Origin of the sequence: Occallatibacter savannae, from assembly GCF_003131205.1 — a bacterium.
GTDB lineage: Bacteria > Acidobacteriota > Terriglobia > Terriglobales > Acidobacteriaceae > Telmatobacter > Telmatobacter savannae.
Map to the genome: position 1 here is coordinate 1264743 of NZ_QFFY01000001.1, position 24769 is coordinate 1289511.

General features: G+C 60.3%; 22 protein-coding genes. 9 read left to right on the forward strand and 13 right to left on the reverse strand.

What is annotated here, in order from left to right:
• Positions 1–85: 85 nt before the first annotated feature.
• Entirely contained in the window at positions 86–1042 is a 957-nt protein-coding gene (locus DHV10_RS05620) for a universal stress protein (RefSeq protein WP_109485274.1), read from the forward strand.
• A 174-nt stretch (positions 1043–1216) separates the two neighbouring features.
• Here DHV10_RS05620 and DHV10_RS05625 read toward each other — a convergent pair whose 3' ends face one another.
• From DHV10_RS05625 to DHV10_RS05655, 7 genes are all read right to left on the reverse strand, one after another.
• Complete coding sequence (locus DHV10_RS05625; protein WP_109485275.1) at positions 1217–1798, reverse strand: HD domain-containing protein; 582 nt, start codon at positions 1796–1798, stop codon at positions 1217–1219.
• A gap of 74 nt (positions 1799–1872) precedes the next feature.
• Positions 1873–2289 carry a (R)-mandelonitrile lyase gene (locus tag DHV10_RS05630; RefSeq protein WP_109485276.1) on the reverse strand — a complete coding sequence of 139 codons (417 nt, stop codon included), beginning with the start codon at positions 2287–2289 and terminating at the stop codon, positions 1873–1875.
• Between the two features lie 36 nt (positions 2290–2325).
• A complete protein-coding gene (locus tag DHV10_RS05635) occupies positions 2326–2856 on the reverse strand; it encodes a hypothetical protein (RefSeq protein ID WP_109485277.1) in 531 nt (176 codons plus the stop codon).
• Positions 2857–2986: 130 nt separating this feature from the next.
• Positions 2987–4045 (reverse strand): NAD(P)-dependent alcohol dehydrogenase, encoded by a 1059-nt coding sequence (locus tag DHV10_RS05640; protein WP_109485278.1) that lies wholly within the window; start codon positions 4043–4045, stop codon positions 2987–2989.
• A gap of 421 nt (positions 4046–4466) precedes the next feature.
• Entirely contained in the window at positions 4467–5057 is a 591-nt protein-coding gene (locus DHV10_RS05645) for a Crp/Fnr family transcriptional regulator (protein ID WP_239461299.1), read from the reverse strand.
• 254 nt (positions 5058–5311) lie between these two features.
• Complete coding sequence (locus tag DHV10_RS05650) at positions 5312–5890, reverse strand: Crp/Fnr family transcriptional regulator (RefSeq protein ID WP_109485280.1); 579 nt, start codon at positions 5888–5890, stop codon at positions 5312–5314.
• Between the two features lie 127 nt (positions 5891–6017).
• Positions 6018–6917 (reverse strand): universal stress protein, encoded by a 900-nt coding sequence (locus DHV10_RS05655; RefSeq protein ID WP_162601224.1) that lies wholly within the window; start codon positions 6915–6917, stop codon positions 6018–6020.
• 410 nt (positions 6918–7327) lie between these two features.
• On the opposite strand from DHV10_RS05655, the gene DHV10_RS05660 reads away from it, so the two are divergent.
• Positions 7328–7975, forward strand: a complete 648-nt coding sequence (locus DHV10_RS05660; RefSeq protein WP_109485282.1) for a DUF2231 domain-containing protein — start codon at positions 7328–7330, stop codon at positions 7973–7975.
• 37 nt (positions 7976–8012) lie between these two features.
• Here DHV10_RS05660 and DHV10_RS05665 read toward each other — a convergent pair whose 3' ends face one another.
• The 4 genes from DHV10_RS05665 to trxB are packed head-to-tail and all read right to left on the reverse strand — an operon-like array spanning position 8013 to position 10383.
• Complete coding sequence (locus tag DHV10_RS05665) at positions 8013–8318, reverse strand: DUF167 domain-containing protein (protein WP_109485283.1); 306 nt, start codon at positions 8316–8318, stop codon at positions 8013–8015.
• Positions 8318–9049 carry a YggS family pyridoxal phosphate-dependent enzyme gene (locus DHV10_RS05670; protein ID WP_204101332.1) on the reverse strand — a complete coding sequence of 244 codons (732 nt, stop codon included), beginning with the start codon at positions 9047–9049 and terminating at the stop codon, positions 8318–8320. Before DHV10_RS05670 ends, DHV10_RS05665 begins: the two co-directional genes overlap by 1 nt.
• Positions 9050–9091: 42 nt before the next feature.
• Entirely contained in the window at positions 9092–9436 is a 345-nt protein-coding gene (locus DHV10_RS05675) for a ribonuclease E inhibitor RraB (RefSeq protein WP_109485285.1), read from the reverse strand.
• Positions 9436–10383: a thioredoxin-disulfide reductase gene (trxB, locus tag DHV10_RS05680; RefSeq protein WP_109485286.1), complete on the reverse strand. Its 948-nt coding sequence runs from the start codon at positions 10381–10383 to the stop codon at positions 9436–9438. Before trxB ends, DHV10_RS05675 begins: the two co-directional genes overlap by 1 nt.
• Positions 10384–10577: 194 nt before the next feature.
• On the opposite strand from trxB, the gene DHV10_RS05685 reads away from it, so the two are divergent.
• On the forward strand, positions 10578–10778 hold the full coding sequence (locus tag DHV10_RS05685) for an allantoinase (protein ID WP_109485731.1): 201 nt from the start codon (positions 10578–10580) through the stop codon (positions 10776–10778).
• Positions 10779–10881: 103 nt separating this feature from the next.
• On the opposite strand, the gene DHV10_RS05690 is transcribed toward DHV10_RS05685, so the two are convergent.
• Positions 10882–12342, reverse strand: coding sequence for a cyclic di-GMP-binding domain-containing protein, MshE-related (locus DHV10_RS05690; RefSeq protein ID WP_162601225.1), 1461 nt, complete (start codon positions 12340–12342; stop codon positions 10882–10884).
• 268 nt (positions 12343–12610) lie between these two features.
• Between DHV10_RS05690 and DHV10_RS05695 the strand changes: the two genes are divergently transcribed.
• The 5 genes from DHV10_RS05695 (at position 12611) to DHV10_RS05715 (ending at position 19807) form a co-directional block, all read left to right on the forward strand.
• Positions 12611–15511: an IPT/TIG domain-containing protein gene (locus tag DHV10_RS05695; RefSeq protein WP_109485288.1), complete on the forward strand. Its 2901-nt coding sequence runs from the start codon at positions 12611–12613 to the stop codon at positions 15509–15511.
• Positions 15512–15695: 184 nt separating this feature from the next.
• Positions 15696–17063 carry an NAD(P)/FAD-dependent oxidoreductase gene (locus DHV10_RS05700; protein ID WP_109485289.1) on the forward strand — a complete coding sequence of 456 codons (1368 nt, stop codon included), beginning with the start codon at positions 15696–15698 and terminating at the stop codon, positions 17061–17063.
• A gap of 108 nt (positions 17064–17171) precedes the next feature.
• The gene (serS, locus tag DHV10_RS05705; protein WP_109485290.1) at positions 17172–18506 is read left to right on the forward strand and encodes a serine--tRNA ligase; all 1335 of its coding nucleotides are present in this window, start codon (positions 17172–17174) and stop codon (positions 18504–18506) included.
• Complete coding sequence (locus DHV10_RS05710) at positions 18503–18874, forward strand: hypothetical protein (RefSeq protein WP_109485291.1); 372 nt, start codon at positions 18503–18505, stop codon at positions 18872–18874. The genes serS and DHV10_RS05710 overlap by 4 nt, the downstream gene beginning before the upstream one ends.
• A gap of 225 nt (positions 18875–19099) precedes the next feature.
• Positions 19100–19807: a LolA family protein gene (locus tag DHV10_RS05715; protein WP_109485292.1), complete on the forward strand. Its 708-nt coding sequence runs from the start codon at positions 19100–19102 to the stop codon at positions 19805–19807.
• Here the strand turns inward: DHV10_RS05715 and DHV10_RS05720 are convergent.
• Positions 19741–21174: an ArnT family glycosyltransferase gene (locus DHV10_RS05720; protein WP_162601226.1), complete on the reverse strand. Its 1434-nt coding sequence runs from the start codon at positions 21172–21174 to the stop codon at positions 19741–19743. The two genes, DHV10_RS05715 and DHV10_RS05720, sit on opposite strands and share 67 nt — an antisense overlap.
• 56 nt (positions 21175–21230) lie before the next feature.
• Between DHV10_RS05720 and DHV10_RS05725 the strand changes: the two genes are divergently transcribed.
• Complete coding sequence (locus tag DHV10_RS05725) at positions 21231–24758, forward strand: glycosyltransferase (RefSeq protein ID WP_109485294.1); 3528 nt, start codon at positions 21231–21233, stop codon at positions 24756–24758.
• Positions 24759–24769: the final 11 nt, after the last annotated feature.

The following is a 24769-nucleotide window of genomic DNA, read 5'->3' on the forward strand; positions in this document are numbered from 1 at the left end:
GTGATCTATCTCACAAATTCCCGTGCTCCGCAGCACATCCCGTGGCCTCCAGTGGTGCGAACCTCTTCGCGTAGAGGTGGCTGTCATGCCGGATCCGGGACCAAGCCGCTGGGCCCGTCCCTCCATCATCCTCGTCGCGACTGACCTCGGCGACCTGGATCGGCTGATGCCCTTTGCGCTTCAGCAGGCGCATCAGTCCGATGCGAGAATCATCCTCCTGCATGTCTTGGGAGCCGGAGCCGGAATCGCCGCCGATCCGGTCGGCATGCCCTACTACGATCCGGCAGCCGCAATCGACTTCGCCATCAAGACCCTAGAGCCCTGGCGGACACTTGCCCGCACCCAGGAGATTCCCTGCGATGCCATCGTCCGCGAAGGTTATCCCGCACAACAGATCATCGCCGCAGCCCGCCAGTTCAAAGCGGATCGTATCCTCCTCGGAACTCGGAGCCGGAGCAAGGTAAGCAAGTTGCTCCTCGGCTCTGTAGCAGAACAAGTGCTGCGCTCGGTAAACCTACCGGTCATTACCGTAGGACCCGAGGCTCATCTCGAGGCGGTCAGCGGTACCGGCTCCCAGCGAGTCGTGCTGCACGCCACCACGCTAAGAGAGACCTCAAGCCCGAGCGCAGCGCTTGCCTGTGAAATTGCGGCAGCTCACCAGGCCCGCCTTGTCCTGATGCACGTTCTGCCGCCCGTCGACGAGATGAAGCGCGAACATCTGCCCACAGCACTCGACTCTACCGCCACGCGTGAGTTGCAGATCCTGGCCGCTGAAACCGGCGCCAACGATCTCTGCTGCACGAAAGTCGAGACTCGAATCGCGCACGGTCATCCCGCCATCGAGATCCTCGCCGCCTCAGTTGAGCTCAACGCGGGTCTTATCGTTCTCGGGTCAGCCACGCACTCCATCATGCACAATCTCACGCATGACCGCACGGTCTACCGCGTGCTCGCCCACGCCCGCTGCCCCGTCATGACCCTCCGCGACATCGAAGAGCAGTCCGTCCCGCTTCCCCAGGTGCACGACGCGATTAGTATGTGATTGCTCAAATTACTTCGACACGCCGGGTGCCCCAGGTCTCGCTTTTGAGACCTGGGAGGCGGGGAATCCGCCAAGCCGGGTGCCCCCTCGCTTTTCGGGACCGGGGTGACCGGGTACCCCATCCTTAACCGCCGCCTTTGGCGCTTTAGGGTGGGATACGAGAAGTCTCACTACTCAATTATTCCCAAACCACCCAACTCTCTGCGCCTCATCCAGCTTCTCTTTCAGATAAGCCCACAGCGCCGGACACCCCGCCTCTGCCGCCGGCCCGTTCCGCTGGATCACCTGCTCGTAACGGATCCCGTTCTCCCGCCAGCTCTGCCCGTTGTTCGCCAGATTCAAAATGATCGGAATCGTCCGGTCCATCGCGTGCGCAAACTTTGCTTCCGCCGTCTCGCCTGCCTCAAACTCCAGCCACAGCCCTAGGAACTCCGCGCCCACTTCCTCCGGAAGCATCCCGCAGATCCGCTCCACCGCGGCCCGCTCCTCGCCCTTCTTCTCTTCGCGAATCGCAGTCGCGTAGACAATCGTGTCGCCCGTGTCGATCTCGCCGATATCATGCAGCAACAGCATCTTGATCGTCCGCAGCTCATCGATCGGCACCGCAGAAAACCGCGACAACGACAGCACCATCACCGCAAGTTGCCAGCTATGCTCGGCAGAATTCTCATACCGCTCGAGTCCTAACGGCTTCGTCTTCCGCTCGACGCTCTTCAGCCTGTCCACTTCGCGAATAAAATCGATGATCGCCTGCACACCGCAACGCTATCAGACCCGACCCACAGCCCTCCGTGACGAAGTCACCCAGTCACCTTGTCCCAGTCAACTCGTCACCTTGTCCCCTCGTCCACTGCCTCTCCGTACTGTTCCTCGCTGACATGCTCCATCCACTCCACATACTTCCCTTCCAGTTTCTCCTGAATCGCAATGTGGCTCATAGCCGTCGCTGGCCCCGCGCCATGCCAGTGTTTCTCGCCGGGAGCAAACCACACCACATCTCCCGGCCGAATCTCCTCGATCGGACCGCCCAGCCTCTGCGCACGTCCGCACCCTGACATCACAATCAACGTCTGCCCCAGTGGATGCGTGTGCCACGCCGTCCGCGCTCCCGGCTCAAACGTCACCAGCGCGCCCGCCACCATCGCCGGATCGGGCGCGGTGAACAGCGGATCGATCCGCACCGTTCCCGTGAACCACTCCGCCGGCCCGCTGCCCGACGCCTGCGACCCCGCCCGCTTGATCTCCATCCCAATCCTCCAAACCGCCGCGCAGCGCACTGCGCTTCAAGCATCGTGATGCGTTTCCTTTTTTGTGAACACGAGGTAGCAGACCGTATCCCATGCATTGTGAATCCCTGCAAACAGCAGACCCAAGACTGCTCCAGCTACTCCAAACAGCGAGCCTGGCGTATGGACGGAAATCATGCAGGCGGAGACAACAAGCGCTCCGTACGACAGAAGCGGGATCAATGCATGGAAGATCCAGTCCTCGAGTTGAGGCCTATAATCGCTCTGCTTGCTCATTCGACGCACCACGATGAGTTCGTAAAACAGTCCCGCTGATCCGGTGCCGACCAGTAACAGCGCAAGGGGCATCAACCCCGGCCAGGGCGCGCTGAGTAAACCGGAGATTGCCAATGCGATGACAAAGTGCACGATTGTCGGAGCGACGAATGCGTTACTCGTCTCTGTCTGTCGCTGCACGTTGGGCATGCCCGCGATCAGGGTGACTACGACGAACTGGATTCCGATCAGCGCGCCGGCCGATGAACCAACGATTACGTAGAAACTTTCCCAATCCTTCAATGCTGTCATAGAAGAACCCAGCCCCGGATAGCACTCTACCGGGTTGGATCAGCATATCGCGGCAACCGGGCCGTGACCGTTCGACCGCGAAAAGCAAGACCGATACACCCTGCCGGAGCCGGTTGTATCGGCCCTTCGATTACTCCGCCTTCAACGACGCCATGTCGATCGAGAACCGATACTTCACATCCGACTTCACCACGCGGTCGTACGCCTCGTTCACCTTTTGAATCGGGATCACCTCGACATCGCTCGTGATGTTGTGCTCCCCGCAAAAATCCAGCATCTCCTGCGTTTCGGCAATCCCGCCGATCAGCGATCCCGAGAAACTCCGCCGCCGGAAAAGCAGTCCGAACACCGCAACTGGCAGCGGCTTCTCCGGCGCGCCCACCATGGTGAGATTCCCGTCCCGCGCAAGAAGATTGATGTACGCATTCAGGTCGTGCTCTGCCGCCACCGCATCCAGAATGAAATCGAAGCTGCCCGCGTGCTTGTTCATCTCGTTGGCGTCCTTCGACATTACAACCTCATCGGCACCCAGCTTCAGCGCATCGTCCTTCTTGTTCGGCGAAGTCGTGAACACCACTGTGTGCGCGCCCAGCGCATGCGCAAACTTCACACCCATGTGTCCCAGGCCGCCCAGCCCGACCACCCCAACCTTCTTGCCCTTTCCTACACGCCAGTGCTTCATCGGCGAGTAGGTCGTAATCCCCGCACACAGCAGCGGCGCCGCTCCTGCAAGATTCAAATTCTCCGGCACGCGCAACACAAAATGCTCATCTACCACGATGCTGTCTGAATACCCGCCATACGTCACCTTCCCCGTATCCTTATCTGGAAAGTTATACGTCAGCACAAAGTTGGGACAGAATTGCTCCAGCCCCGCCTTGCACTCGGGACACGTCCTGTCAGAATCCACCATGCATCCCACGGCCGCCAGATCGCCCGGCTTGAACTTCTTCACCGCCGACCCAACCTTCGTCACGCGTCCCACAATTTCGTGTCCCGGCACGCAGGGGTACACCGTCGGCATTACGCCGCTCCATTCATTCCGCGCCTGGTGCACATCCGAGTGGCAGATCCCGCAAAACAGAATCTCAATCTGCACGTCCGTCTCTTTCGGATCGCGCCGTTCAATCGTGGTTGCCGCCAGCGGCGACGTAGCTCCGGGCGCCGCGTATGCTTTCGCTTTGTACATATGACCTCTCTCCTTGCAGCAGCAAGTTTCTAACGAACATACCCGATCCGGTTTGCGCATGCGTAAACAATCGCGCAAACGATTGGGTGCCCCAAGCCAGCCCTGAGTTTTGCCGAAGGCTCCCTCGCATTTGGGGACTGGCAACTAGACTCCGCGCCAAACCCAGTAACAATCAGACCCAGCCTAGCCAACCCGCTTGGTACGAGACCTTCATGAGCCTTGCCTCCGGAAAGCTCACCGAGTCGGCGCTTTTTGAATGGCTTCAGAAGAACGCCCGGCCGCGCATATCTGAATAAGTCATTCACTCGTGTTTTGGTATTCAGGCATGGACCGTCGGGGCAAAGTGCGATCGGTCATCCTTTAGCCAAACAAAAAGGCCGCAGCCATCGCCGCAGCCCTTCGCACATCCCCCTGGAAAACTTTAAGCCGTCAATCTCTCCAACTGGTCCGGCTTCGCAATCGTCAAACTCGCGCCCTTGATCACGATCCACTGATCGCGCCGGAACTGATTCAGCAGCCGCGTAACCGTCTCGCGCGAAGTACCCGCCATGTTCGCAATCTCTTCATGCGTCAGCGCCATCGTAAAGCGAATTTCCGGCTTGCCATTCGACGCCGCGCGTCCCCAGTCCAGCAGCAGCCGCGCCAGCCGACCCGCCGCCGACCCTGACAGCGCCAGTCGCTTCGCATCATGGAAGACCGTTAAATATTCCCCGGAAAGCGACTGAGCCGCATGCATGCTCGCGATCCCGTGCCGCCCCAGGAAATCAATGAACTCCTGTTTGCGAATCGTTTTCACCTGGCAAGGCTCAATCGCCTCCGCCGTCACCTCATGCGGCACATTCGCGAGCACCGCGCTCAAACCCATCACGTCGCCAGGGCCGGCGATCTTCAGGATCATCGTCTTCCCATCTCGTGACGTCGACGAGATCTTCACCTGCCCAAAGCAAATCACAAACACGTTGCGTGCTGCGTCGCCTTCTGTGAAAAGTTTTGCGCCACGTGCATGGCTCATCATGATTCCGATATTGTCGAAATCCTGCAGGGCTTCCGGTGTGAGATTGCAAAACATCCGCAGATGGCGGTGTTCACAGTTGAGACAATCTTCCGGAGGGTGATGTGAGTGCAAGCCAGCCATACTTGTCCCGAGGTTTGTACAAAGTATAGCGCAACTCAAAGTTCTAAAACGTTGAATACAAGCCTGAAAAGCCTTTCTTCACAGGAAACAGATGTGATCTGCGACACTGCACAATTGGCACATTCGCGATCTCAAGCGACCGCATTGCCCGGGTTTCTCCGCCTGATTCCAGCAAGCCTCGTCGCGCAGCACAGAGCGTATGCCCTTGATACTTCGCGCGCTAACTCCTCGAGAAGCTGCATCCGAAGAGGCGCATATTGATGAAAAGCTCGGCGCAGCGATTCCTTCGGCAACCGCATAATCGTCCCATTCGTCTGTGCGACAAGCGTATATGTGTGACGCACATCACCTAACATTGCGGCGAGTTCAACGATCTCGCCGGCTCGCACCGTTCCAAGCGTTAATCGCGAGTCGAGACGCGCTGCCTTCCGCTGCAACTGTCCCGCAACCACAACATACAAACCCTGGCAAAGGTCGTTCTGATGGAAGATCACATCGCCGACGACAAACTGAATACACTCCGCCGCAGCATTCAACAGGTTCCCGATCGCCGGCGGGCATGCCAACAGTTCGGCGATGGGCCGCGCAGCCGCGCTGTCGCACCTATCTGAGAAACCTTCCGTCCGCCACTCCGCTTGCATAATCCTGGCTCCTCTCGCCTCATTGCGATGCACGTTCCAGTTGCGTCCGTAGTCGGCTGCAGTATTCACGTCCCACCCTCAATCTCTGTCGCGATCATCTACTCCGACTTGCTTCCCTCTTGTTCAATGCGGCCTCTCGTTGAATGTTCGGAGTCTCCGTGAACTCTCGCACGCTGCAGAGCCCGGCCTCATGTCGTCAAAGCGCAGGAACGTGCGCCGCCGTGTCGCGTTCGTGCCCCGCTGCAGTCAGTTCCGGTGGCACGCAAAGAACGGGCACGCGCGATCGCGCCAGAATGGTGAACGCCGTTCCATGCGGCCCCGCAGTATCGCTCGTCCGCTTCACGCCGATCACCAGCACGCTCGGATGGTGCTGCGCGATCGCCTCCACTAGTGCATCGCTGGGCTTGCCGTCCTTTACCAGATATCGCACCGGGAAATGGCTTCCGCTTCCGATACCGTACTGCTCCAGCGTTGTCGCCGTTGGATTCAAAAACGCCACAGCTTCTTCAGGCCGGCGCGCGTGCACCACCAGCAGAGTTCTGTGAAAAGTCTCCGCCAGCGAAGCTGCGGTTGCAACCGCCTCGGTCGCCGCCTCGTTGCGTTCCATCGCCAGCATCACCGGTCCGCCGGGCACCGGCCTGTATGCGCCGGCGTTATAGTCCGCCGCTACAGCCAGCACCGCGCACTGAGCTCGCCGCACCACCTGCTCTGCGATCGAACCAACCAATACGGGACCTGCACCCTCTTTCCCCTCGGTCCCGATTACGATCAGGCCAGCCTGATATTGCGCGGCCACGTCCCCCAGCATCTGCGCCACTTCACCCTGCCTGATCTCAGAGTGACTGTGAATTCCCTCCCTGATCAGCTCTGCTGCCATCGCGTCCAGAGCAGCACGCGTCTGCTCCGTCAGCCCGCTCAGAATCTTGCCCGGCACTCCCGACACCTGCGCATAATCAAGCGGATCCACTCCGTGGGCCAGCACCACCCGTGCGTTGTAAGCCGTCGCCAGTTTTCGTGCATACTCAAGCGCGCCATCCGAGCGTCCGTCCAGCCCGGTGGCCACCACAATCGTTCTTAATCCGGTAGCGAAACTCATCACATCTTCCCCTGGCGCAAGTTCTTGAGCGGCACAGACGGGTTTGAGCATCGCGCGCGGCGCGTCAGCCCGCTCGCAAACTGTTGGCTCCCGATGGTTACTGAGTCTCTGCCTGCATCGCTGCATGGGCAGTGACCACTTTCACCCCGCCCTGTGACTGTGGTCACAAATACAACAAACTGGGAAACTTAGTCGCTCTTTGTTTTCCCGAAAAGAGCGCGACTGCTCCCAAGTTGCCCGCACGACCGTTTCAATGAACACACCGTTCTCTCAGCATCCTGGATTCTCCCCGCCGAACTCATCTGAACCATCCTCGTCGCTCCCCTCCGGGCCACGACGCACTCCCCGCGCGCATCCAAGCCCACGCGTCTCCTATCCGGGGGCGCGCCATCAAACTCACAGGAGCCGGCATGCCTGCCCATCAGACGACCAGCGTCGACCCCATAGCCAGAGCCGCCGAACAGCAAAGCTGGATCAAGCCCGAATTCGAGACAGCCGTCCAGGGCGCGATTCACTCCGCATTCGAATCCATGGGAGAAGTGGGCGACAACATCAAGTCCTTGCTTCATGGCGAGTGGATGCACGAGCCGCTTCACGCCGCCGTCACCGACGTGCCCATCGGCGCATGGACGGCGACCGTTGCCTTCGACTCCGCTGCCGCCCTCACCGGCCGCAGCGAGCTCGACTTTGCAGCCGACGCCACCCTCTACCTCGGCCTCGCCGGAGCCGCCCTTTCCGCCGTAGCCGGAATCGCGGACTGGTCCGAAATCCGCGAACCCGCGCCGCGCCGTATCGGCACCGTTCACGCCCTGCTCAACATCGGCGCAACCGTTCTCTTCGCCTCTTCCTGCTTCGCGCGACACCGCGACAAAAACCGCGCAGGTGGGCGCGCCCTCGCCGCAGCTGCATACACACTCGTCGCCCTCTCCGCTCACCTGGGCGGAAACCTCGTCTATGAACACGGCGTCGGCGTTCAGCAGAAAAATGAAGACGATGCATCATCCACATCGACACAAGAATCCGAACAGGGCCGCTGCCTCGATCTCGACCTGGACTGAGGACTTAGAGGGAAGGAAGGCGATGAGCAGGCGTTCTCTAAACGGACGCGATCTGATCGAGCCTCTTGCGAGCTTCCCCCAGCGAGACACCCCGAAGCAGGAACACCTTGCTTCGCGAAGTCTCCCCGCTCGCCAGCTCTACTGCTCTCTTCGGAATTCCAAACGTCTCGGCCAGAAACACGGTCAGCGCCTCATTGGCCCGGCCCTCTACCGGAGGAGCCTTCACCGCCACCTTCAACTGCGCCGCATCTCCCTCGCCGTAGACTCCGACGATCGCAGTCTTCTTCGCACCTGGCTGCGCCCGCACCGCAAGCGTCACTCCGCCCGGCGCCTCGCGCACCATCACTGCGGCCCCGAGTAAGGTTGGCGCTTCCCAAACAGCGCCGTCCCCACACGAATTCGCGTCGCACCCTCCGCAATCGCCAGCGGAAAATCCCCGCTCATCCCCATCGACAGCACATCGAACTTCAGCCTCGGATACTGCGACGCCCACCGATCCTGCCACTCGCGCAAACTGCGGAAGCAAGCCCGGGTCACGGCCTCTTCCGCACCCCACGGCGCAATCGTCATCAGCCCCTGCATCTCCAGATTTCTGAGATCGGCCAGACTCTCCAGCAGCTCCGCCGCTTCACGCGACCCGGGCTCGAGCCCCTCCTTCGTCTCCTCGGGACTCAGCTTCACCTCGATCAGCATCGGCAGGCATTTGCCCAGCTTCCGTGCTGCCTCATCCAGTCGGCGCGCCAGGCGCAATGAATCCAGCGAATCGACAGCGTCGAAAACCTCCGCCGCCTTCGACGCCTTGTTCGACTGCAGATGCCCGATCAGATGAATTCGGATGGGATGATCTCCGCTCAATCGCAAATCCTCCAGCGCAGGAGCCTTCGATGCAAACTCCTGCACCCGGTTCTCTCCAAACAGCGTCAAGCCAAGCCTCGCAGCCCCCGCGATTGTTTCCGCCGGATACGTCTTCGACACCGCCATCAGCTCGACATCTTCGCGCCGCCGCCCCGCAGCCCGGCACGCGTCAGCGATCGCTTGCTCGACTCGTCCCAGGTTTGCTTTTAAGTCTTCCACGGCGACCCGAATGTGTTCGGAAACAAGCAGTGCGAGATGAATTCAGTCTTCATCAGGGACCACTGGAACAGAGAAGCAGCCCCATCCGTCATTGCGCCCACCATGGTGCGCAGCAAGTTCTGCCAGCTGGCTCTCAAAATGACTGATCGCTCCATGTTCTGGCACCATGTATCGAACGACTCGAGCATCCCAAGGGAATCCCTCTGCAGTGTCAGTACGATCGACGGTGACCTGGTGACCCATTTGCCGAATCTGGTCTGCAAATAAGCTTGCTGCAGCCTCTTGACTAAACACCACGACGAAGTCGATATCCCGCGGCTTACTCAGATCGTCGCCGTCTGAGACCATGCGCCGGAGCACATCGCCGTTCTCATCGTCTGGGAACATCAGCGCCCGTGTTCCTCCAGATACTTCTCCGCCTCCAGCGCCGCCATGCATCCCGTGCCCGCCGCCGTAATTGCCTGCCGGTACTTCCGGTCTTGCACATCGCCGCACGCATACACGCCCGGAATCACAAGGCCCTTCCGCGTCGTCAGGATGTTCTCCCGCGTCAGCACGTACCCGTCATCGTCGAGATCGATCTGCCCCGCAAACGCCTTTGCGTTCGGCTCGTGTCCAATTCCGAGGAAGAGCCCGTCAAGGCGCAGATCCTCCGTCATCCCGGTCACAACATCACGCAGCTTGATGCCCTTCACTTCCTTCTCTTCAACGCCGAGCACCTCATCGATCACGCAGTTCGTGCGGAACTCGATGTTCGGGTGCGCCATGGCCCGCTCCAGCATGATCTTCGAAGCGCGGAACGTAGGCCGCCGGTGCAGCAGCGTCACTTTGCTCGCAAATCGTGTCAGAAAGAGCGCCTCTTCCATCGCCGAGTCGCCGCCGCCCACCACGCCCACTTCCTTGCCGCGGAAGAAGAACCCGTCACACGTCGCACAGCTCGAAACGCCATGCCCGATCAGCGCCTGCTCGCTCGGCAGCCCCAGCCATCGCGCGCTCGCGCCCGACGCAATAATCAGCGTCCGCGTATGGACCTCGCCCGCCGAAGTATGCAACCGGAACGGATGCGCGCCAAGCTCCACCTTCTCCAGGTGCGCCAGCTGGAACTCCGCTCCAAAGCGCGTCGCCTGCCGCTTCATGTTGTCGATCAGCTCCGGCCCCTGAATCCCCTCTGGCCACCCCGGAAAGTTCTCCACAAGAGAAGTAATCGAGAGCTGCCCTCCGGGCTCATGCCCTTCCAGCACCAGCGGTTTGAGGTTTGCGCGTGCGCTGTAGATGGCCGCAGTCAATCCGGCGCAGCCGGAACCAAGAATCACCGTGTCACGTGTCTCTGCCATGAGTTTCCCAATAGATTGTAGAAGACAGGGGCCGAGGGACCGAGGGGACAAGGGAGCAAGTCGAACCTGTTTCCCACAGACCTTGAACTTTGCAGGAGATCAGCAGCTCGCGTCGCCCCCGTGACTATCGTCCCCTTGTCACCTTGTTCCCCTCAGTTACCTATTCCCTACTCCCTGCTTTTAAGATGTTCTTCATGGCAAATCTGACTCTTGTCTACGGAATGCGCCTCCTCCCCGAAGGCGAGGTAAAAGAAATCAACGACGCCACCATCAAGCTCGCCAACGGCAACGAAGCGCACGTCACCATGCACGTGCTCGAAGGCTCCCGCAAACAGATCGAAGCTCAGCTCCAGCAGAGCCTCGACGCTTTCTTCGACATCTACCCGGAGCTCTAGCAGCAAAAAAGAACAGGGAATCCAAGCGGATTCCCTGTTCCTTCAGCCCTTAATTCTAGTCCGCGTTCCCTTGCAACCTTGTCCCCTGCGCGCCGAAGGCGCGCTACACTCTTGCCTGCGTCACCTTCTTCGACGTGCTCTGCTTCACCCGCAGATTATCAATCGCGTAGTCGATGAACCGCGGCTCAAAGTGGGGAGGCTCCCTCATAAACCGGCACGTCGACATTACCTGGTCCACAATAAACCGCGGATGGTACGCAGCTAGTTCCAGCTGTTTCTCCACCGTGATCTTGTGAACAATGATGTCGAATATTTCTTCCGACATCTCGATCTTCTGCTTCTGGCACTCGCCTTCGAAGATCCTCGCGTAGTGCAGAACCGATGGCGGCCCTACCTCAATCTTGTACGGCAACCGTCGCAGGAACGCCGGATCCATCAGATCCTCTGGCTCCAGGTTCGTTGAGAAGATAACCAGTTCTTCAAACGGAATCGAAAACGTCTTGCCTGTGTGCAGCTTCAGATAATCGACTTTCCCTTCCAGCGGCACGATCCACCGGTTCAGCAGGTTCGTCGGACTCACAATCTGCCGCCCAAAGTCGTCAATCAAAAACGTACCGCCCAGCGCCTTCATGTGCAGCGGAGCCTCATAGTAGTGCCCCGTTGGGTCGTACCGCAGATCCAGCATCTCCAGCGTTAGTTCGCCGCCTGTAATCACGAACGGCCTTTGGCACGGGACCCATCGTGCATCGTAGGTCTGCGTCCTCACTACGCTGAACGTGTTCTCATCTTCAATCTCCGCGCTTTCCAGCGGCAGGTGAATACTCGGGTCGTGCACGCGGATAATCTGTCCTTCAACCATCACCGCGTACGGCACATAAATCACATCGCTGAACACCGAAGCGAACCGTTGCGCCACGGTGGTCTTTCCGTTTCCGGGAGGCCCATACAGCAGCATCGCGCGTCCCGAGTTCAATGCCGGCCCCGCCTGCTCAATGATCCGCTCGTCAAACGCCAGTCCCGTCGTCGCGGCCTTGATCTTCTCCGGCGTGACCAGCTCATTGGTCAGCTTCTGCATGTTGACCTGCTGGTTGAACTCCTCCAGAGTCACCGGCGCCGGACCAACATAGTGCAGCCGGTTCATCGCATCGATCACGTACCGCCGGCCTTCATCCGTGAACTGGTACACCATGTCGATCAGGCTGTCGCCTTGCCGCGCACCCAGGTTCTGCAGGTAGAGCCGATCCACCGCCATGCGCGTGAGCTCAAGCACGATGTTGTAGGGCAGCTTGATCGCATCGGCAAACTGTCTCACCGTCTGCAGACGATTCACATACATCAACTTCAGCAGCAGCGAAAGCAGATCCACTTCATCCAGGCCTGTGGCCGGAATGTTCTCCGGCTCCCTTGGCGTCCGGTGCAGGAACTTCTCCAGCTGCTCATTCGTGATAGCCCCTATGGCAACGAGGTTCTCCCCAAGCCGGCCCCCACACAACGACAGCCTCTGCAGTGCCTTCTGCACATCCTGCTCGGTAACGAGCTTCGCCCGGATGAGCAAATCTCCCAATCTAAGTCGCGTGCTAATGGTGCCCTCCCCTTTGGGACCCGAGGATCTCCCTCAAAACTGCCTAAGTTCCTTCAATTGCTCAGCTTGTTTGCAGGATTCATTGTAGCGAGGAAAGTAACTTTGAAATGAACCAAGGTAATGAGTTACCGCTTAAGTGGAGTTACGAGAGTGCCCTTGAGCTTTAATTCACCAACTCGAAGATGAGAAGCTTCTAATCTTCGCCCTGGCCCAGGGAAGCGCAGATGCTCACTCCTGCACGGAGACTTCCGTGCGCCTCTCGTCCATCATCCTTACACTGCTCATCGTGCTCTATCCAGCCGCGTCCGTAGCTGGCGGACCGAAGTGGGTCGCCGGAACCTCCTACTTTGATCCCGCCGTGGTCGGGCAGCCCCTCCGCTGGTCCAGCGGTGTCATCAACTACTACGTCGACCAGGGGCCGCTCAACGCTCAAATCTCCAATCAGCAGGCCGCCGCCATGGTCGACTCCGCAGCTGCTCTCTGGAGTTCCGTCCCAACTGCTGCCGTGTTTCTCAACAACGCTGGCCCGCTCTCTGAGGACGTGAGCAGCACCAACGTCATCCCGGGCAGTCTGGCGTTTGGAAAACGGACATTGGCCTCTCCCTCCGACGTCACTCCCGCCGCCACCAATTACCCGCTCGCCGTCATTTACGACCTTGACGGTTCCGTCATCAACACACTCTTCGGCGCCGGATCTTCTGATCCCACGAGTTGCCAGAACAACGGCGTCTACGCCTGGCTCGACAACATCCGCACCAACGCCACCATCGCGCATGCCGTTATCCTCCTCAACGGCCTCTGCGCCACCAGTCCCAACCTCGTCGCCATGATGCAGTACGAACTTGCGCGCGCCTTCGGCCGCATCCTCGGCCTCGACTACGCGCAGGTCAATCACCTCACCGCCGACAGCAACAAACCCAACGCCAGGTTCGCCTGGCCCATCATGGATCCGCTCAGCGGAGTTTGCGGAGCGTCCGGCGGCACCTGCATCCCAGACCCCAGTCATCTGCACTACGACGACATGGCAGCACTCAATCGCCTCTACCCGGTTACCGCGGCAAATCTCCCTCAATTCCCAGAGAAGCAGATCACCGCCGCCAGTACCATCTCCATACGCGGCGCCATCGCCTTCCGCACCGGCGCAGGCATGCAGGGCGTCAACGTCCTCGCTCGCCCTCTCGACGCGAATGGCAATCCGCTCTACGAGTACACAGTCACCGCTGTCTCCGGCGCGGCCTTCAGCGGCAAGCGCGGCAACCCCGTTACAGGCTGGCTCGACGACAACGACGATCCGCTCTCGAACTGGGGCTCAAACGATCCGGCCCTGCAGGGCTCATTCGACATCAGTGGAATTCCCCTTCCACCGGGGCTCACCTCTGCCACCTATCAGGTCTCCTTCGAGCCCATCAACCCGCTCTTGATGCTGTCCGAATCCGTGGGCCCCTACGTCGATGGCTCGCCCGCTCCCTCCGGAACCATGCCCGTCCTCACGCTTCCCAATCTCGCCGCCGGCTCTTCACAAAATCTCACCGTCACCGTCGCCGACTCCGCATCCGGCAACCTCCAGGACGCCATCGCAACCCCCGACGCCCCGCGCAGCCTGCCGCCCAGCGGCTTATGGACCGGCCGCCTCGGGCAAGTCGGACAGACCGACTGGTTCGCCTTCCCCGTCCGCTCCGGTCACACCTTCACCGTTGTCACCCAGGCCCTCAACGAATCCGGCGCACCAACCGGAACAAAGGCCCTCCCCGTCATCGGAATCTGGGAAGGCATGAACCCCATCTCTGCGCCCTCTTCGGGATGGGCCCCTCCGCTCAACGCCTACGCGACAGGCGCAACCTGGCTCATGGTCACTCCATCCGCCGATGAGATCGTCCGTCTCGGCATTGCAGACCTCCGCGGCGATGGCCGCCCCGACTACACCTACAACGGCTGGGTTCTCTACGCCGACTCCATCCAACCTGCTCGCCTCCCCCTCAGTGGAGGCCCCATCGTCATCCACGGCATGGGCTTCCGCCCCACCGATACGGTTCGCATCGCCGGCCAGAAAGCCACCATCACCAGCATCTCGCCCACCGAAATCACCGCCATCGCACCCCCCGCCCCTGCCAACGTTACGGGTTCCGTCGAAATCGAAGTCGACGATCTCCCGATGTTCAACGCTGCGGCCCTTATCTCCGGCGGCATCAGCTACGACTCCGGCAGCGGAGACTCTCTCACCCTCAACAACGCTCCATCCGGCACAGTCCCCATCGGAGTTCCCATCCCGTTCACCGTCACCGCGCTTTCGCCCGCCCTCGCTCCCGCTGGCGGCGTCACCGTCACCTACACCGTTGCCAGCGGCAACGCCTCCCTTGGTTGCGGCTCCACCACCTGCTCCGTCGTCTCGACCGGCGATGGCATCGCCGCCATGAACATCACCGCTCCCTCTGCCGGCTCTTCCGTCGTCATTGCATCCCTCACCAACGGCGCATCCCTCCAGGCGCACTTCACCGGCGGAACACCGCCCACCCTCGCCGCGCTCACTCCCATGCTCTCCGTCGCCGCGGGCGCCACCGTTGACTGGACGGCCCAGGCTCTCGCGCTCAACAACGGCACACCCGCTCCCGGCCAGACCGTCGCTTGGCAGACCACATCCGCGATCCGTACACAAGGCCCATCCACCGCTACAACGGGCCCCAGCGGTATCGCTGCCAAAGCCCTCACCGTCGGCCCGCTCACCAAAGGCCAGCAAACCACCTCGTCCGCCTGCCTCAACGGTACTACCCAGTGCGTCAGCTTCACCGCTCTCGGTGCGCGCCCCGAATTCGCCTACGTCGAACCCGTCTCTGGGACGGCTCAGTCCCTGCTCGCCTCCGCCATTCCCAACCAGATCACCCTTAGCGTCCGCGACATGAATGGCAATCCCATGGCCGCCGGCAGCGTCACCCTTTACCAGGCACTCTACGCCTGGGCGCCTCCCTGCTTCGGACACGGCCGATGCGCCCAGGCACAGCTGCTTGCTAGCCAAACCTCAACCGCCACTTCAACTTTGGACGGCTCCCTTTCTTTCATCCCCGCATCCATTCCCGGGATTCCCACCACCCTCGTCGGCCTCGCCATCACCGGCTCCTCAAGTGCCCTCACCGTGAACATCGAACAGCATCCCTGACGGCCCCATCGATTATTGAATCTCTGCTTTCAGTTTCTGACCTAAGTCTCTGATTCTCATCCCTGCAGAATTCGCTATCCGGGAGTTACCCCGCCTTCGTTCATCATGTGAGTCGGCGCGCGCTCGAAATTGTCACCGCTGCCACTTCTCAGGCATCCATACATGCATGTAAGAGCGAGGTCGAATGAGCGAACTAGCGAAACCTCTCCAGACAGCCGGGCAAAACACCCGCCCACGCGTCGTCATCATCGGCGCCGGATTCGGCGGCCTTCACGCTGCAAAGGCGCTGCACCACCTTCCCGTCGACATCACCGTAATCGATCGCAAGAACCACCACACGTTCCAGCCCCTCCTCTACCAGGTGGCTCTCGCCGTCCTCTCGCCGGCAGACATCGCTCAGCCCATCCGTTCCATCCTTCGCCATCAGTCCAACACCGAAGTCCTCATGGACGAGGTCACCTCCATCGACGTGCAGGCGCATCGCATCGCACTCAACTCCGGTGCGCTGATTCCCTACGACTACCTCGTCATCGCCACAGGCTCTACTCACTCCTACTTCGGCAAAAACGAGTGGGCCCCGCTCGCCCCCGGCCTTAAGACCGTGGAAGACGCCACCGAGATCCGGCGTCGCGTCCTGCTCGCCTTCGAGCTTGCCGAGCGCCAGATGCAGGAACAAGGCTGGCACCCTCCGCTCAACTTCGTCATCATCGGCGGCGGCCCTACCGGCGTAGAACTTGCCGGAGCTATCAGCGACATCGCGAAGCACTACATGCGGCACGATTTCCGCCACATCGACCCCACCAAGGCCCGCGTCATGATCCTCGACAACGGCCCGCGCGTCCTTGCCGCTTACCCTGAAGACCTCTCCGCAAAAGCCGAACGTCAGCTTCACGATCTCGGAGTCGAAGTCCACACCGGCACCCATGTCACCAACGTTGGCCCCGGGTGGGTAGAAGCCAACAACGCCCGTCTCGAAGCCGCTGTCGTCCTCTGGGCCGCCGGCGTCCAGGCCTCCCCTCTCGGCAAAATGCTCGGCGCTCCGGTCGACAAGCGCGGCTGCGTCATCGTCGACAGTAATCTCAACCCGCCCGGCCTTCCCGAAGTCTTTGTGATTGGCGACCTCGCTCACTTCGAAGAGAACGGCCATCAGGTTCCCGGGGTCGCCCAGCCCGCCATGCAGATGGGCGATCACATCGGCAAAATGATCCACGCCGATCTGAATCGCAAACCCCGCGCTCCCTTCCACTACTTCGACAAGGGCGACATGTCCACCATCGGCCGCATGCGTGCCGTCGCCAAGGTCGAGTGGCCCTTCCATGCCCATCTCAGCGGATTTCCCGCCTGGTTTACCTGGATTGCAGTCCACATCTTCTTTCTCATCGGCTTCCGCAACCGACTCGCAGTCCTTTCGCAGTGGATATGGCAGTACTTCACCTTTACCCGCAGCGCACGCCTCATCACCGGCGATCAGCGCCTCCCCGGCTGGCAAGACCACATCAACTCCGGTCCCGAAGTCGAAGAGGATACTCGAGCCACCGCGCAAGCACGCTGAAACAGTCTCCAGTTGCCAGTTCCCAGTTCCCCTCTACGGGTAAGAGGAAAACTGGCGCCTGGCTACTGGTAACTGGAAGCTGTCTCTTCAGCTAAACTGATAAGAGTCATGCTCGATCTGGGATTCGTCCGGGGCAACCTGGAAGTTGTAGAAGCAAAACTCCGTGCTCGCGGTGCCGATCCCGCCGCACTCCTCGGCAATTTTCGCCTACTCGATCAGAAACGCCGCGAGGCCATCACCGCCTCCGAGCAGCTCAAAGCACGCCGCAACGAGCTCTCGCAGCAGGTCGGCCTCCTCAAGCGCGAAGGCAAAGATGCCACCGGGCTGATGGACGAGACCCGCGCGCTAAAAGACAAGCTCGAAGACCTCGACAAGACCGCGACCTCTCTCGATGAAGAGCTTCGCCTCTCTCTCGCCGGCATTCCCAATCTCACCCGCGACGAAGTCCCCACCGGCAAGTCCGAAGAAGACAACGTAACCGTAAAGACCTGGGGCGACAAACCGAACCTCGACTTCACACCCAAGCCGCATTGGGAAATCGGCGAGCAGCTTGGCATCCTCGATCTTGAGCGCGCTGCCAAGCTTAGCGGCGCACGCTTCGCCGTCTACGTGGGTGCAGGCGCCCGTCTCGAGCGCGCGCTTATCAGCTTCATGCTCGACATGCACACGCAGCAGCACGGCTACACCGAAGTCCTTCCCCCCTTCATGGTCAACTCCAAGAGCCTCTTCGGCACCGGTCAGCTTCCCAAGTTCGCCGAAGATCTCTTTCGCTGCTCCGACGCCGATCTCGAGTCAGTCTCCAACGGAACCTTCCGCGATAACGACCACTGGCTCATCCCCACCGCGGAAGTTCCGGTCACCAACCTCTATCGCGACGAGATCCTCGACGAAGCCAGGCTCCCCATATGCCTCACTGCGTACACCCCCTGCTTCCGCGCTGAAGCCGGAGCCGCAGGCAAAGACACACGCGGCATCATCCGCCAGCATCAATTCCAGAAGGTCGAACTCGTAAAGTTCACGCGCCCCGAAGACTCCGACGCCGAGCACGAGAAGCTCACCCGCAACGCCGAAGAGATCCTCGAAGCTCTCAAGCTTCCCTATCGACGCGTCCTCCTCTGCACCGCCGACACGGGCTTCTCCTCCGCGAAGACCTTTGACCTCGAAGTTTGGCTACCCGGCCAGCAACTCTACCGCGAAATCTCCTCCTGCTCCAACTTCGAGAGCTTCCAGGCCCGACGCGCCAACATTCGATTCAAGCCATCCGGCGGCAAAGCGAAATCCGAATTCGTCCACACCATCAACGGCAGCGGTCTCGCCGTAGGCCGCACTTGGCTTGCCATTCTCGAGAACTACCAGCAGGCCGACGGCTCCGTCCTCGTCCCCGAAGCTCTCCGCCCCTACATGGGCGGCCTTGAACGCATCGTCAAACAGGAGCGGCCATGAACAAGCTCCTCAAGAGCTACTTCTATTGGACCTACCCGCGCGGCAACGTCCACTACGACGTTATGGTGACGCTGATCCTGCTCTTCATCTTCGTCACCCCGCAATTCTGGGATTTCGGCGACAAGCCTTCGCGCGCCCCCGGCCCCTCGCACCCCATCCAGGTTGCAAGCGACGGCACGCGTTCCCTGCTCATCACCATCTCTGACATCGACGTAAAGGCGCCTCGCTCGGCTTCCGACAACGAGATCCGCCGCGTTCTGCGCAAGGCCATCGAGCCCGTAACCGGGGATGCTGTATCTGTCCTCCGCTGGGAGACCGCGACCGACCCGCAAGGCAACAAAGTCTGGAAAATCTGGGCCCGCCGTTAGTGCGGGTTCCCAGAACACTACTTTCGCCCTGCATTCCGGGTTAGTACTTACCGGAGCTCTAAACGTGATCACGAGCTTTTCTGCTAAGTTCCTAACTCGCTATCGGCGCGCAGCGCCGCTGACTTGCTGCTCGTTGGCGCCGTCGGAGTGACCGTCAACTCTGAAATACCCGCTTCAAACCCGAATTCAACTGCATCTGCTTGTCCAACAGGCAAAGGAAGTCCAATGACGCCCCGAACGAAAACGCCCCCCAGCTTTAAATCTCTACTGCTCGCCGCCGCGCTTGTCCTCGTGCTGGCCTCGCCGCACCTGGCTGCCCAGGACCTCAAGACCGTCCTCACCAAGCTCGACGCTGCCTCGGCGAACTTCCACACCGTCTCTGCCGACTTTCAATTCGACTCTCTCGTCACAGACCCCGTACCCGATAAAACCGTGCAGAAAGGCGTCGTCTATTACTCACGCCGCGGCTCTGACTTCCAGATCGGAGCTCACATCAACGAAGAGAACAGCAAGCCCGTACCGAAGGTCTACACCTACGCCAAGGGCGTCTTCCGCCTCTACGAGAAGCTCGTCAATCAAGTCACAACCTACAAGAATGACAAGCTGAGCGAATATCTTCTGCTTGGGTTCGGAGCTAGCGGAAAGGAACTCGCAAAGACCTGGAACATCACCTACAGCGGCCAGGAGAAAATCAATGGGGTCACAACCGACAAGCTTGAACTCGTCCCGAAGGACCCGTCCGCTCGAAAGAATCTGCCCAAGGTCACCGTTTGGATGGATACGCCGCACGCCGTGAGTCTGAAGCAGATCTTCGACCAGGGCGAGGGCCAGTCTCGCATCTGTGTCTACACCAACTTCAAATTCAATCAGTCTCTGCCCTCTGACGCGTTCAACTTCAAGACCGACAGCAAGACCACGTTCGTCAACCGGTAGAGCGTCACGCCTCCAAGCACAAACAGCATCGGAAAGCACTCGAGCGTGTAGCGCGCCTCGGGTGCTTCCACCGTCATCAGCAGCAGGCTCCTCAGCACGAAGTACGCCAGCATCCACGGCCACATACGCGGCCGCAGCCACAGCCCCACGATCCCCACCAGCAAATACAGCGCATTCAGTCCGACATAGAACCAACTGAACCGCGTCTCCGCATTGTGGTGCGAGTACACCCACCAGTCCAGATCGATCGGCAGATTCTCCACACGCGGCCGCACCCACATATCCAGCATCCTGGCCACCGGCAGCAGCAGATGCCGCCCCAGCGGATGCGCCGCATATCTCTCCTGCGCCAGCTTGGCAAACCGCGCGTCGAGTTCCGGTGTGAGAACATTGCCGCCGTTGTTGTAGTCGTTCGCAATCGCCGCTGTCTCGGCATACTGCGCCGGATTATCGAATGCCCGCTTCGGCAGCTTCGCTGGGTCAAGCGTATCGCCCGGCACGTTCCAGTAGACCTGGTATGTCGACACGAAATCCAGGCACCACGTCTTCACCCAGCTCACCCATCCTGCTTGCGTCGGTTCTCCCGGATCTGTTGCATACCGCGGCGCCAATGGCTCGAAGACCTGAAACGTCTTCCAGTTCCTCCACGTCCACGCTGCAAACGGCATCACCGCCAGCAGCACGCACACCGGCACAATCCGCGCCGCCTTCTTCCGAATCCACTCCTGCCGGCGCTCTCGCACCAGCGCCATCAACAGCACAGGCGCGAACGCCACCGGCACCAGCGCTCCATCCGGCCGCAGCAGCGCCGCGTACGTAACCGCAAACGTAAAGGCCAGCGCCGGCCACCATCCCGGCCTCTCATCAAAACGCACCGCACACCACATCGCCAGCGCGATCGTGAAAATCGTCGGTCCCTCCGTCAGCGGATTCGCCACATACACCGCCGTGAATGGACACAGCGCCGCCAGCCACAGCGTGCAGTAAGCAGCTCCGCGCTTCAGCTCTGCCGGTGCAACTCGCCGCGCGACATCGGCCAGCAGCAGACACGCCACGAGATCCATCACAATCTGCACCCAGGCCGCCGAGGCGTAGTTTTCCATCCCGAACAACTTGAAGCACGCCGCCAGAAACAGCGGATAACCCGGCAATCGAATCAGCGTCGGATAAGTCTCACCAGTACCCACCGTCAACGCGTACCGACCGCTCAATAGCAGGTTCTTTGCGATTCCTCCATAGATCAGCGAGTCCCCAGTCACCTCAAAGAAGTGCTTCAGCATCCAAATGCGCAGCAGCGCTCCCGCCAGCAGGGCCGGTAAAATCGAGAAGAGGTTACGTACCCTGTTCCCTGCCGTAACCGTTTGCATCGATTGACTCAAGGGGTCAGCTTCCATACGATTCGTACTGTATAGCGTAGACGCTAATGCCCGATAGACAGATATTCTTTGACCCCCAGCGAACCAGATGGAAGCGCCTCCGCCGCATTCTTGACGTAACCGCTGTCATCACCACGCTGGTCCTCGCAGGATTCATCTTCAATGTCCTGCGCGGTCAACATCTGCCTGAACTGCTTCTCCCTACGCAGAAGCACACCTATCGTGCTCTCCAGCAGAATCGCACGCAGCTCAATCACAACGGCCGCCTGCAGCACCCCGCTCGCCGCAAGTCGAGCCGCAAGCCCTCTGAAATCCCCTTCAACTCCGACGAGGGCCTCCGCGCCGCCTACTACATCCCCGACGACGCAGCCAGCTACTCCTCCCTGAAAGAGCACGTCCAGCAAATCGACCTGCTCTTCCCGCAGTGGCTGCACGTTGATGCGCCCTCCCTCGACCTCCAGGGCACCACTCAGGACGGCTACGAGTTCCCCATCTTCCAGAACGGCGCCATCCACGATCCCGACGAAAACAACAAGGTCAAGCGCGTAATCCAGGGAGCCAAAGAAGATACAGAAATCTTCCCGCACTTCAACAACGTTAATGCGCATACCGCCGAATTCGACCCCGCAATAGGGGAGGCCCTCAAAGATCCGGCAAAACGTCAAATCCTCCGCGACCAGTTCCAGCGGTTCTTCACCGCATTCCCCGCCTACCACGGTCTCTCGCTCGACATCGAAAATCTCAAGGACGACGCGCTGCCGTTCTACCTCACCTTCGTCCAGGAGGTCTACTCCGACCTCCACCCGCGCAACCTCCGCCTCTACGTCAATGTTCCTTCCTCTGCCTCGTCAGAAGAACTGAAGAGCATCTCCTCCAACTCCGATGCCATCGTGCTGATGAACTACGACCAGCACGAGACATCCGGCGAACCCGGCCCCATCGCCAGCCAGGACTGGTTCGTCGGCAACCTCACGCGCGTTCTCAAAACAGTTCCGCTCAACAAAATCATCTGCGCGGTCGGCAACTACGGCTACGACTGGGAAATGTCCATCCCTGATCCCAAAGCCCGCGACCCCAAGTCTCGGTCGCCGCACGTCGTCAATACCGAAGAGCATCCCCACGTCTCCGACGTCTGGCAGCTCGCCAGTGATGTCGACGCAGATCTCGATCTCGACTACAACACGCTCAACCCTCACTTCGAGTACATCGACGAAGACACGCACACCCGCCACATCGTGTGGTTCCTTGATGGCGTCACCATGCTCAACGAGCTACGCGCTGCCCGCCAGCTCGGCATTCGTACCTTCGTCCTCTGGAGACTCGGCGGCGAAGACCGCGCCATGTGGAAGATCTGGGACAAGCCCAGCAACGCCGCTTCGCTCGATGCCCTCGGCGATCTCAAGCCTGGTCACGACGTCGACCAGGAGGGATACGGCGACATCCTCCGCGTCACCGGTCTTCCTCAACCCGGCAAGCGCTCTGTTCAGGTCGACACCGACGAGCCCGATCCCCGCAAGAAGCTCATCATCGACGAGCACATGGACGTGTACCCGCACACCTACACCGTCCAGTTCTACGGCTACCACCCCAACGAAGTCGCGCTCTCCTTCGACGACGGCCCTGATCCCAAGTGGACGCCGAAGATCCTCGACATCCTGAAGAAGTACGACGTCAAAGGCACGTTCATGATGATCGGCGCCGAGGCTCAGGAGAACATCGGCCTCATGCAGCGCGTCAAACGCGAAGGCCATGAGATCGGCAACCACACCTACTTCCATCCCGACATCAGTGAAATCTCGACCAATCAGCTCGACCTCGAAGTCAAACTCACCGAGCGTCTCTTCGCCAGCAAACTCGGAGTGCAGCCCCTCTACTTCCGCCCGCCCTACGACATCGACGAAGAGCCCGACACCGACGATCAGGCCGGACCCGTAGTCCGCATTCAGCAGCTCGGCCTCACCATCGTCGGCAACAAGATCGACACGCATGACTGGGAGCCTATCCGGAAGAGCCCGGCCGAGATGACCAAGCTCGTCCTCGACCAGCTTGAAACCATGAAGGTAAAGCCGCAGTTCCGCGGCTCCATCATCCTTCTTCACGACGGCGGCGGCGATCGCTCTGCAACCATCGCCGCGCTGCCGATGCTCATCGAGTCCTTGCGCAGCCACGGCTACAAAATCGTTCCCACTTCGGCACTCATGAGCATGACCACAGCCCAGGTCATGCCGCCGCTCACCACACGCCAGTACATCCGCGCCATTCCAGACTCCATCGCCTTCTCCGCGCTCTCCGTTATCGGCCGCTTCATCGTACTTGTCTTTTTCCTCGGCGATGTCCTCATGAGCGCGCGCCTCATCCTCGTCGGCCTCTTCGCCATCATCGACCGCCTCCGCAAGCCACACCGCGCCGCCTCCCCCGGCTTCAACCCCCGCGTCGCCGTCTTCGTTCCCGCCTACAACGAAGAGAAGGTCATCGTCCGTACCATCCGCTCCGTCCTCAACTCCGACTACGCCAACCTCCGTGTCATCGTCATCGACGACGGCTCCAAAGATCGCACCTTCGAAGTCGCACGCGAAGCCTACGCCAAAGACATTGAAGAAGGACGCGTGCAGGTCCTCACCAAGGCCAACGGCGGAAAGGCCGCCGCGCTCAACTACGGACTCGAAAACATCGAAGAAGAGTTCTACGTCGGCATTGATGCCGACACCGTCATCGCCATGGACGCGATCTCGAAGCTGATCCCCCACTTCGAAGATCCCAAGGTCGGCGCCGTCGCCGGCAACGCCAAGGTCGGCAATCGCGTCAATCTCTGGACCCGCTGGCAGGCACTCGAATACATCACCAGCCAGAACTTCGAGCGCCGCGCCCTCGATCTCTTCAACGTGGTCACCGTCGTTCCCGGAGCCATCGGCGCATGGCGTACCTCCGCAGCCAAAGCCGCCGGCGGCTATCCCATTAACACTGTCGCCGAAGACGCTGACCTCACCATGAATATCCTCGAACAGCAATACAAGGTCGTCTACGAGGATCGCGCCCTTGCCTTCACCGAAGCTCCCATCGACGCCAGCGGCCTCATGCGCCAGCGCTTCCGCTGGTCATTCGGAATCCTTCAGGCCGTCTTCAAACACAAGATGGCTTTCGTGCGGAACAAGGCCATGGGACTCTTCGCGCTGCCGAACATCCTCATCTTTCAGATGTTCCTTCCGCTGGTCTCGCCCTTCATCGACCTGATGTTCATCGCGGGGCTCATCCACTACTTCGTCGACCGCCACTACCACCCCGAAGCCGCATCCGCTGCAAGTCTCGAGAAGCTCCTCGCCTACTTCGGAGCCTTCCTCCTCATCGACTTCGTAACCTCGACCATAGCCTTCAGCCTCGAACGCCGCCACCCCGCTAACAAAGGCGACGGCTGGCTGCTCTTCCACATCTGGCTCCAGCGCTTCGCCTACCGCCAGGTCTTCTCCATCGTCCTCGCCAAAACCCTGAAGCGCGCGATCGACGGCAAGCCCTTCAACTGGGACAAACTCGAGCGCACCGCCAAAATGAGCAAAGAAACCGAAGCGTTAACGATGTAGTCGTCAGTTTC

Bases quoted from the DNA above. Each gene is read 5' to 3' on its own strand.
- DHV10_RS05620 (WP_109485274.1), top strand. From the start codon at position 86: ATGCCGGATCCGGGACCAAGCCGCTGGGCCCGTCCCTCCATCATCCTC.
- DHV10_RS05630 (WP_109485276.1), bottom strand. From the start codon at position 2,289: ATGGAGATCAAGCGGGCGGGGTCGCAGGCGTCGGGCAGCGGGCCGGCG.
- DHV10_RS05635 (WP_109485277.1), bottom strand. From the start codon at position 2,856: ATGACAGCATTGAAGGATTGGGAAAGTTTCTACGTAATCGTTGGTTCA.
- DHV10_RS05640 (WP_109485278.1), bottom strand. From the start codon at position 4,045: ATGTACAAAGCGAAAGCATACGCGGCGCCCGGAGCTACGTCGCCGCTG.
- DHV10_RS05645 (WP_239461299.1), bottom strand. From the start codon at position 5,057: ATGAGCCATGCACGTGGCGCAAAACTTTTCACAGAAGGCGACGCAGCA.
- DHV10_RS05655 (WP_162601224.1), bottom strand. From the start codon at position 6,917: ATGAGTTTCGCTACCGGATTAAGAACGATTGTGGTGGCCACCGGGCTG.
- DHV10_RS05660 (WP_109485282.1), top strand. From the start codon at position 7,328: ATGCCTGCCCATCAGACGACCAGCGTCGACCCCATAGCCAGAGCCGCC.
- DHV10_RS05665 (WP_109485283.1), bottom strand. From the start codon at position 8,318: ATGGTGCGCGAGGCGCCGGGCGGAGTGACGCTTGCGGTGCGGGCGCAG.
- DHV10_RS05675 (WP_109485285.1), bottom strand. From the start codon at position 9,436: ATGTTCCCAGACGATGAGAACGGCGATGTGCTCCGGCGCATGGTCTCA.
- trxB (WP_109485286.1), bottom strand. From the start codon at position 10,383: ATGGCAGAGACACGTGACACGGTGATTCTTGGTTCCGGCTGCGCCGGA.
- DHV10_RS05685 (WP_109485731.1), top strand. From the start codon at position 10,578: ATGGCAAATCTGACTCTTGTCTACGGAATGCGCCTCCTCCCCGAAGGC.
- DHV10_RS05700 (WP_109485289.1), top strand. From the start codon at position 15,696: ATGAGCGAACTAGCGAAACCTCTCCAGACAGCCGGGCAAAACACCCGC.
- serS (WP_109485290.1), top strand. From the start codon at position 17,172: ATGCTCGATCTGGGATTCGTCCGGGGCAACCTGGAAGTTGTAGAAGCA.
- DHV10_RS05710 (WP_109485291.1), top strand. From the start codon at position 18,503: ATGAACAAGCTCCTCAAGAGCTACTTCTATTGGACCTACCCGCGCGGC.
- DHV10_RS05715 (WP_109485292.1), top strand. From the start codon at position 19,100: ATGACGCCCCGAACGAAAACGCCCCCCAGCTTTAAATCTCTACTGCTC.
- DHV10_RS05720 (WP_162601226.1), bottom strand. From the start codon at position 21,174: ATGCAAACGGTTACGGCAGGGAACAGGGTACGTAACCTCTTCTCGATT.
- DHV10_RS05725 (WP_109485294.1), top strand. From the start codon at position 21,231: ATGCCCGATAGACAGATATTCTTTGACCCCCAGCGAACCAGATGGAAG.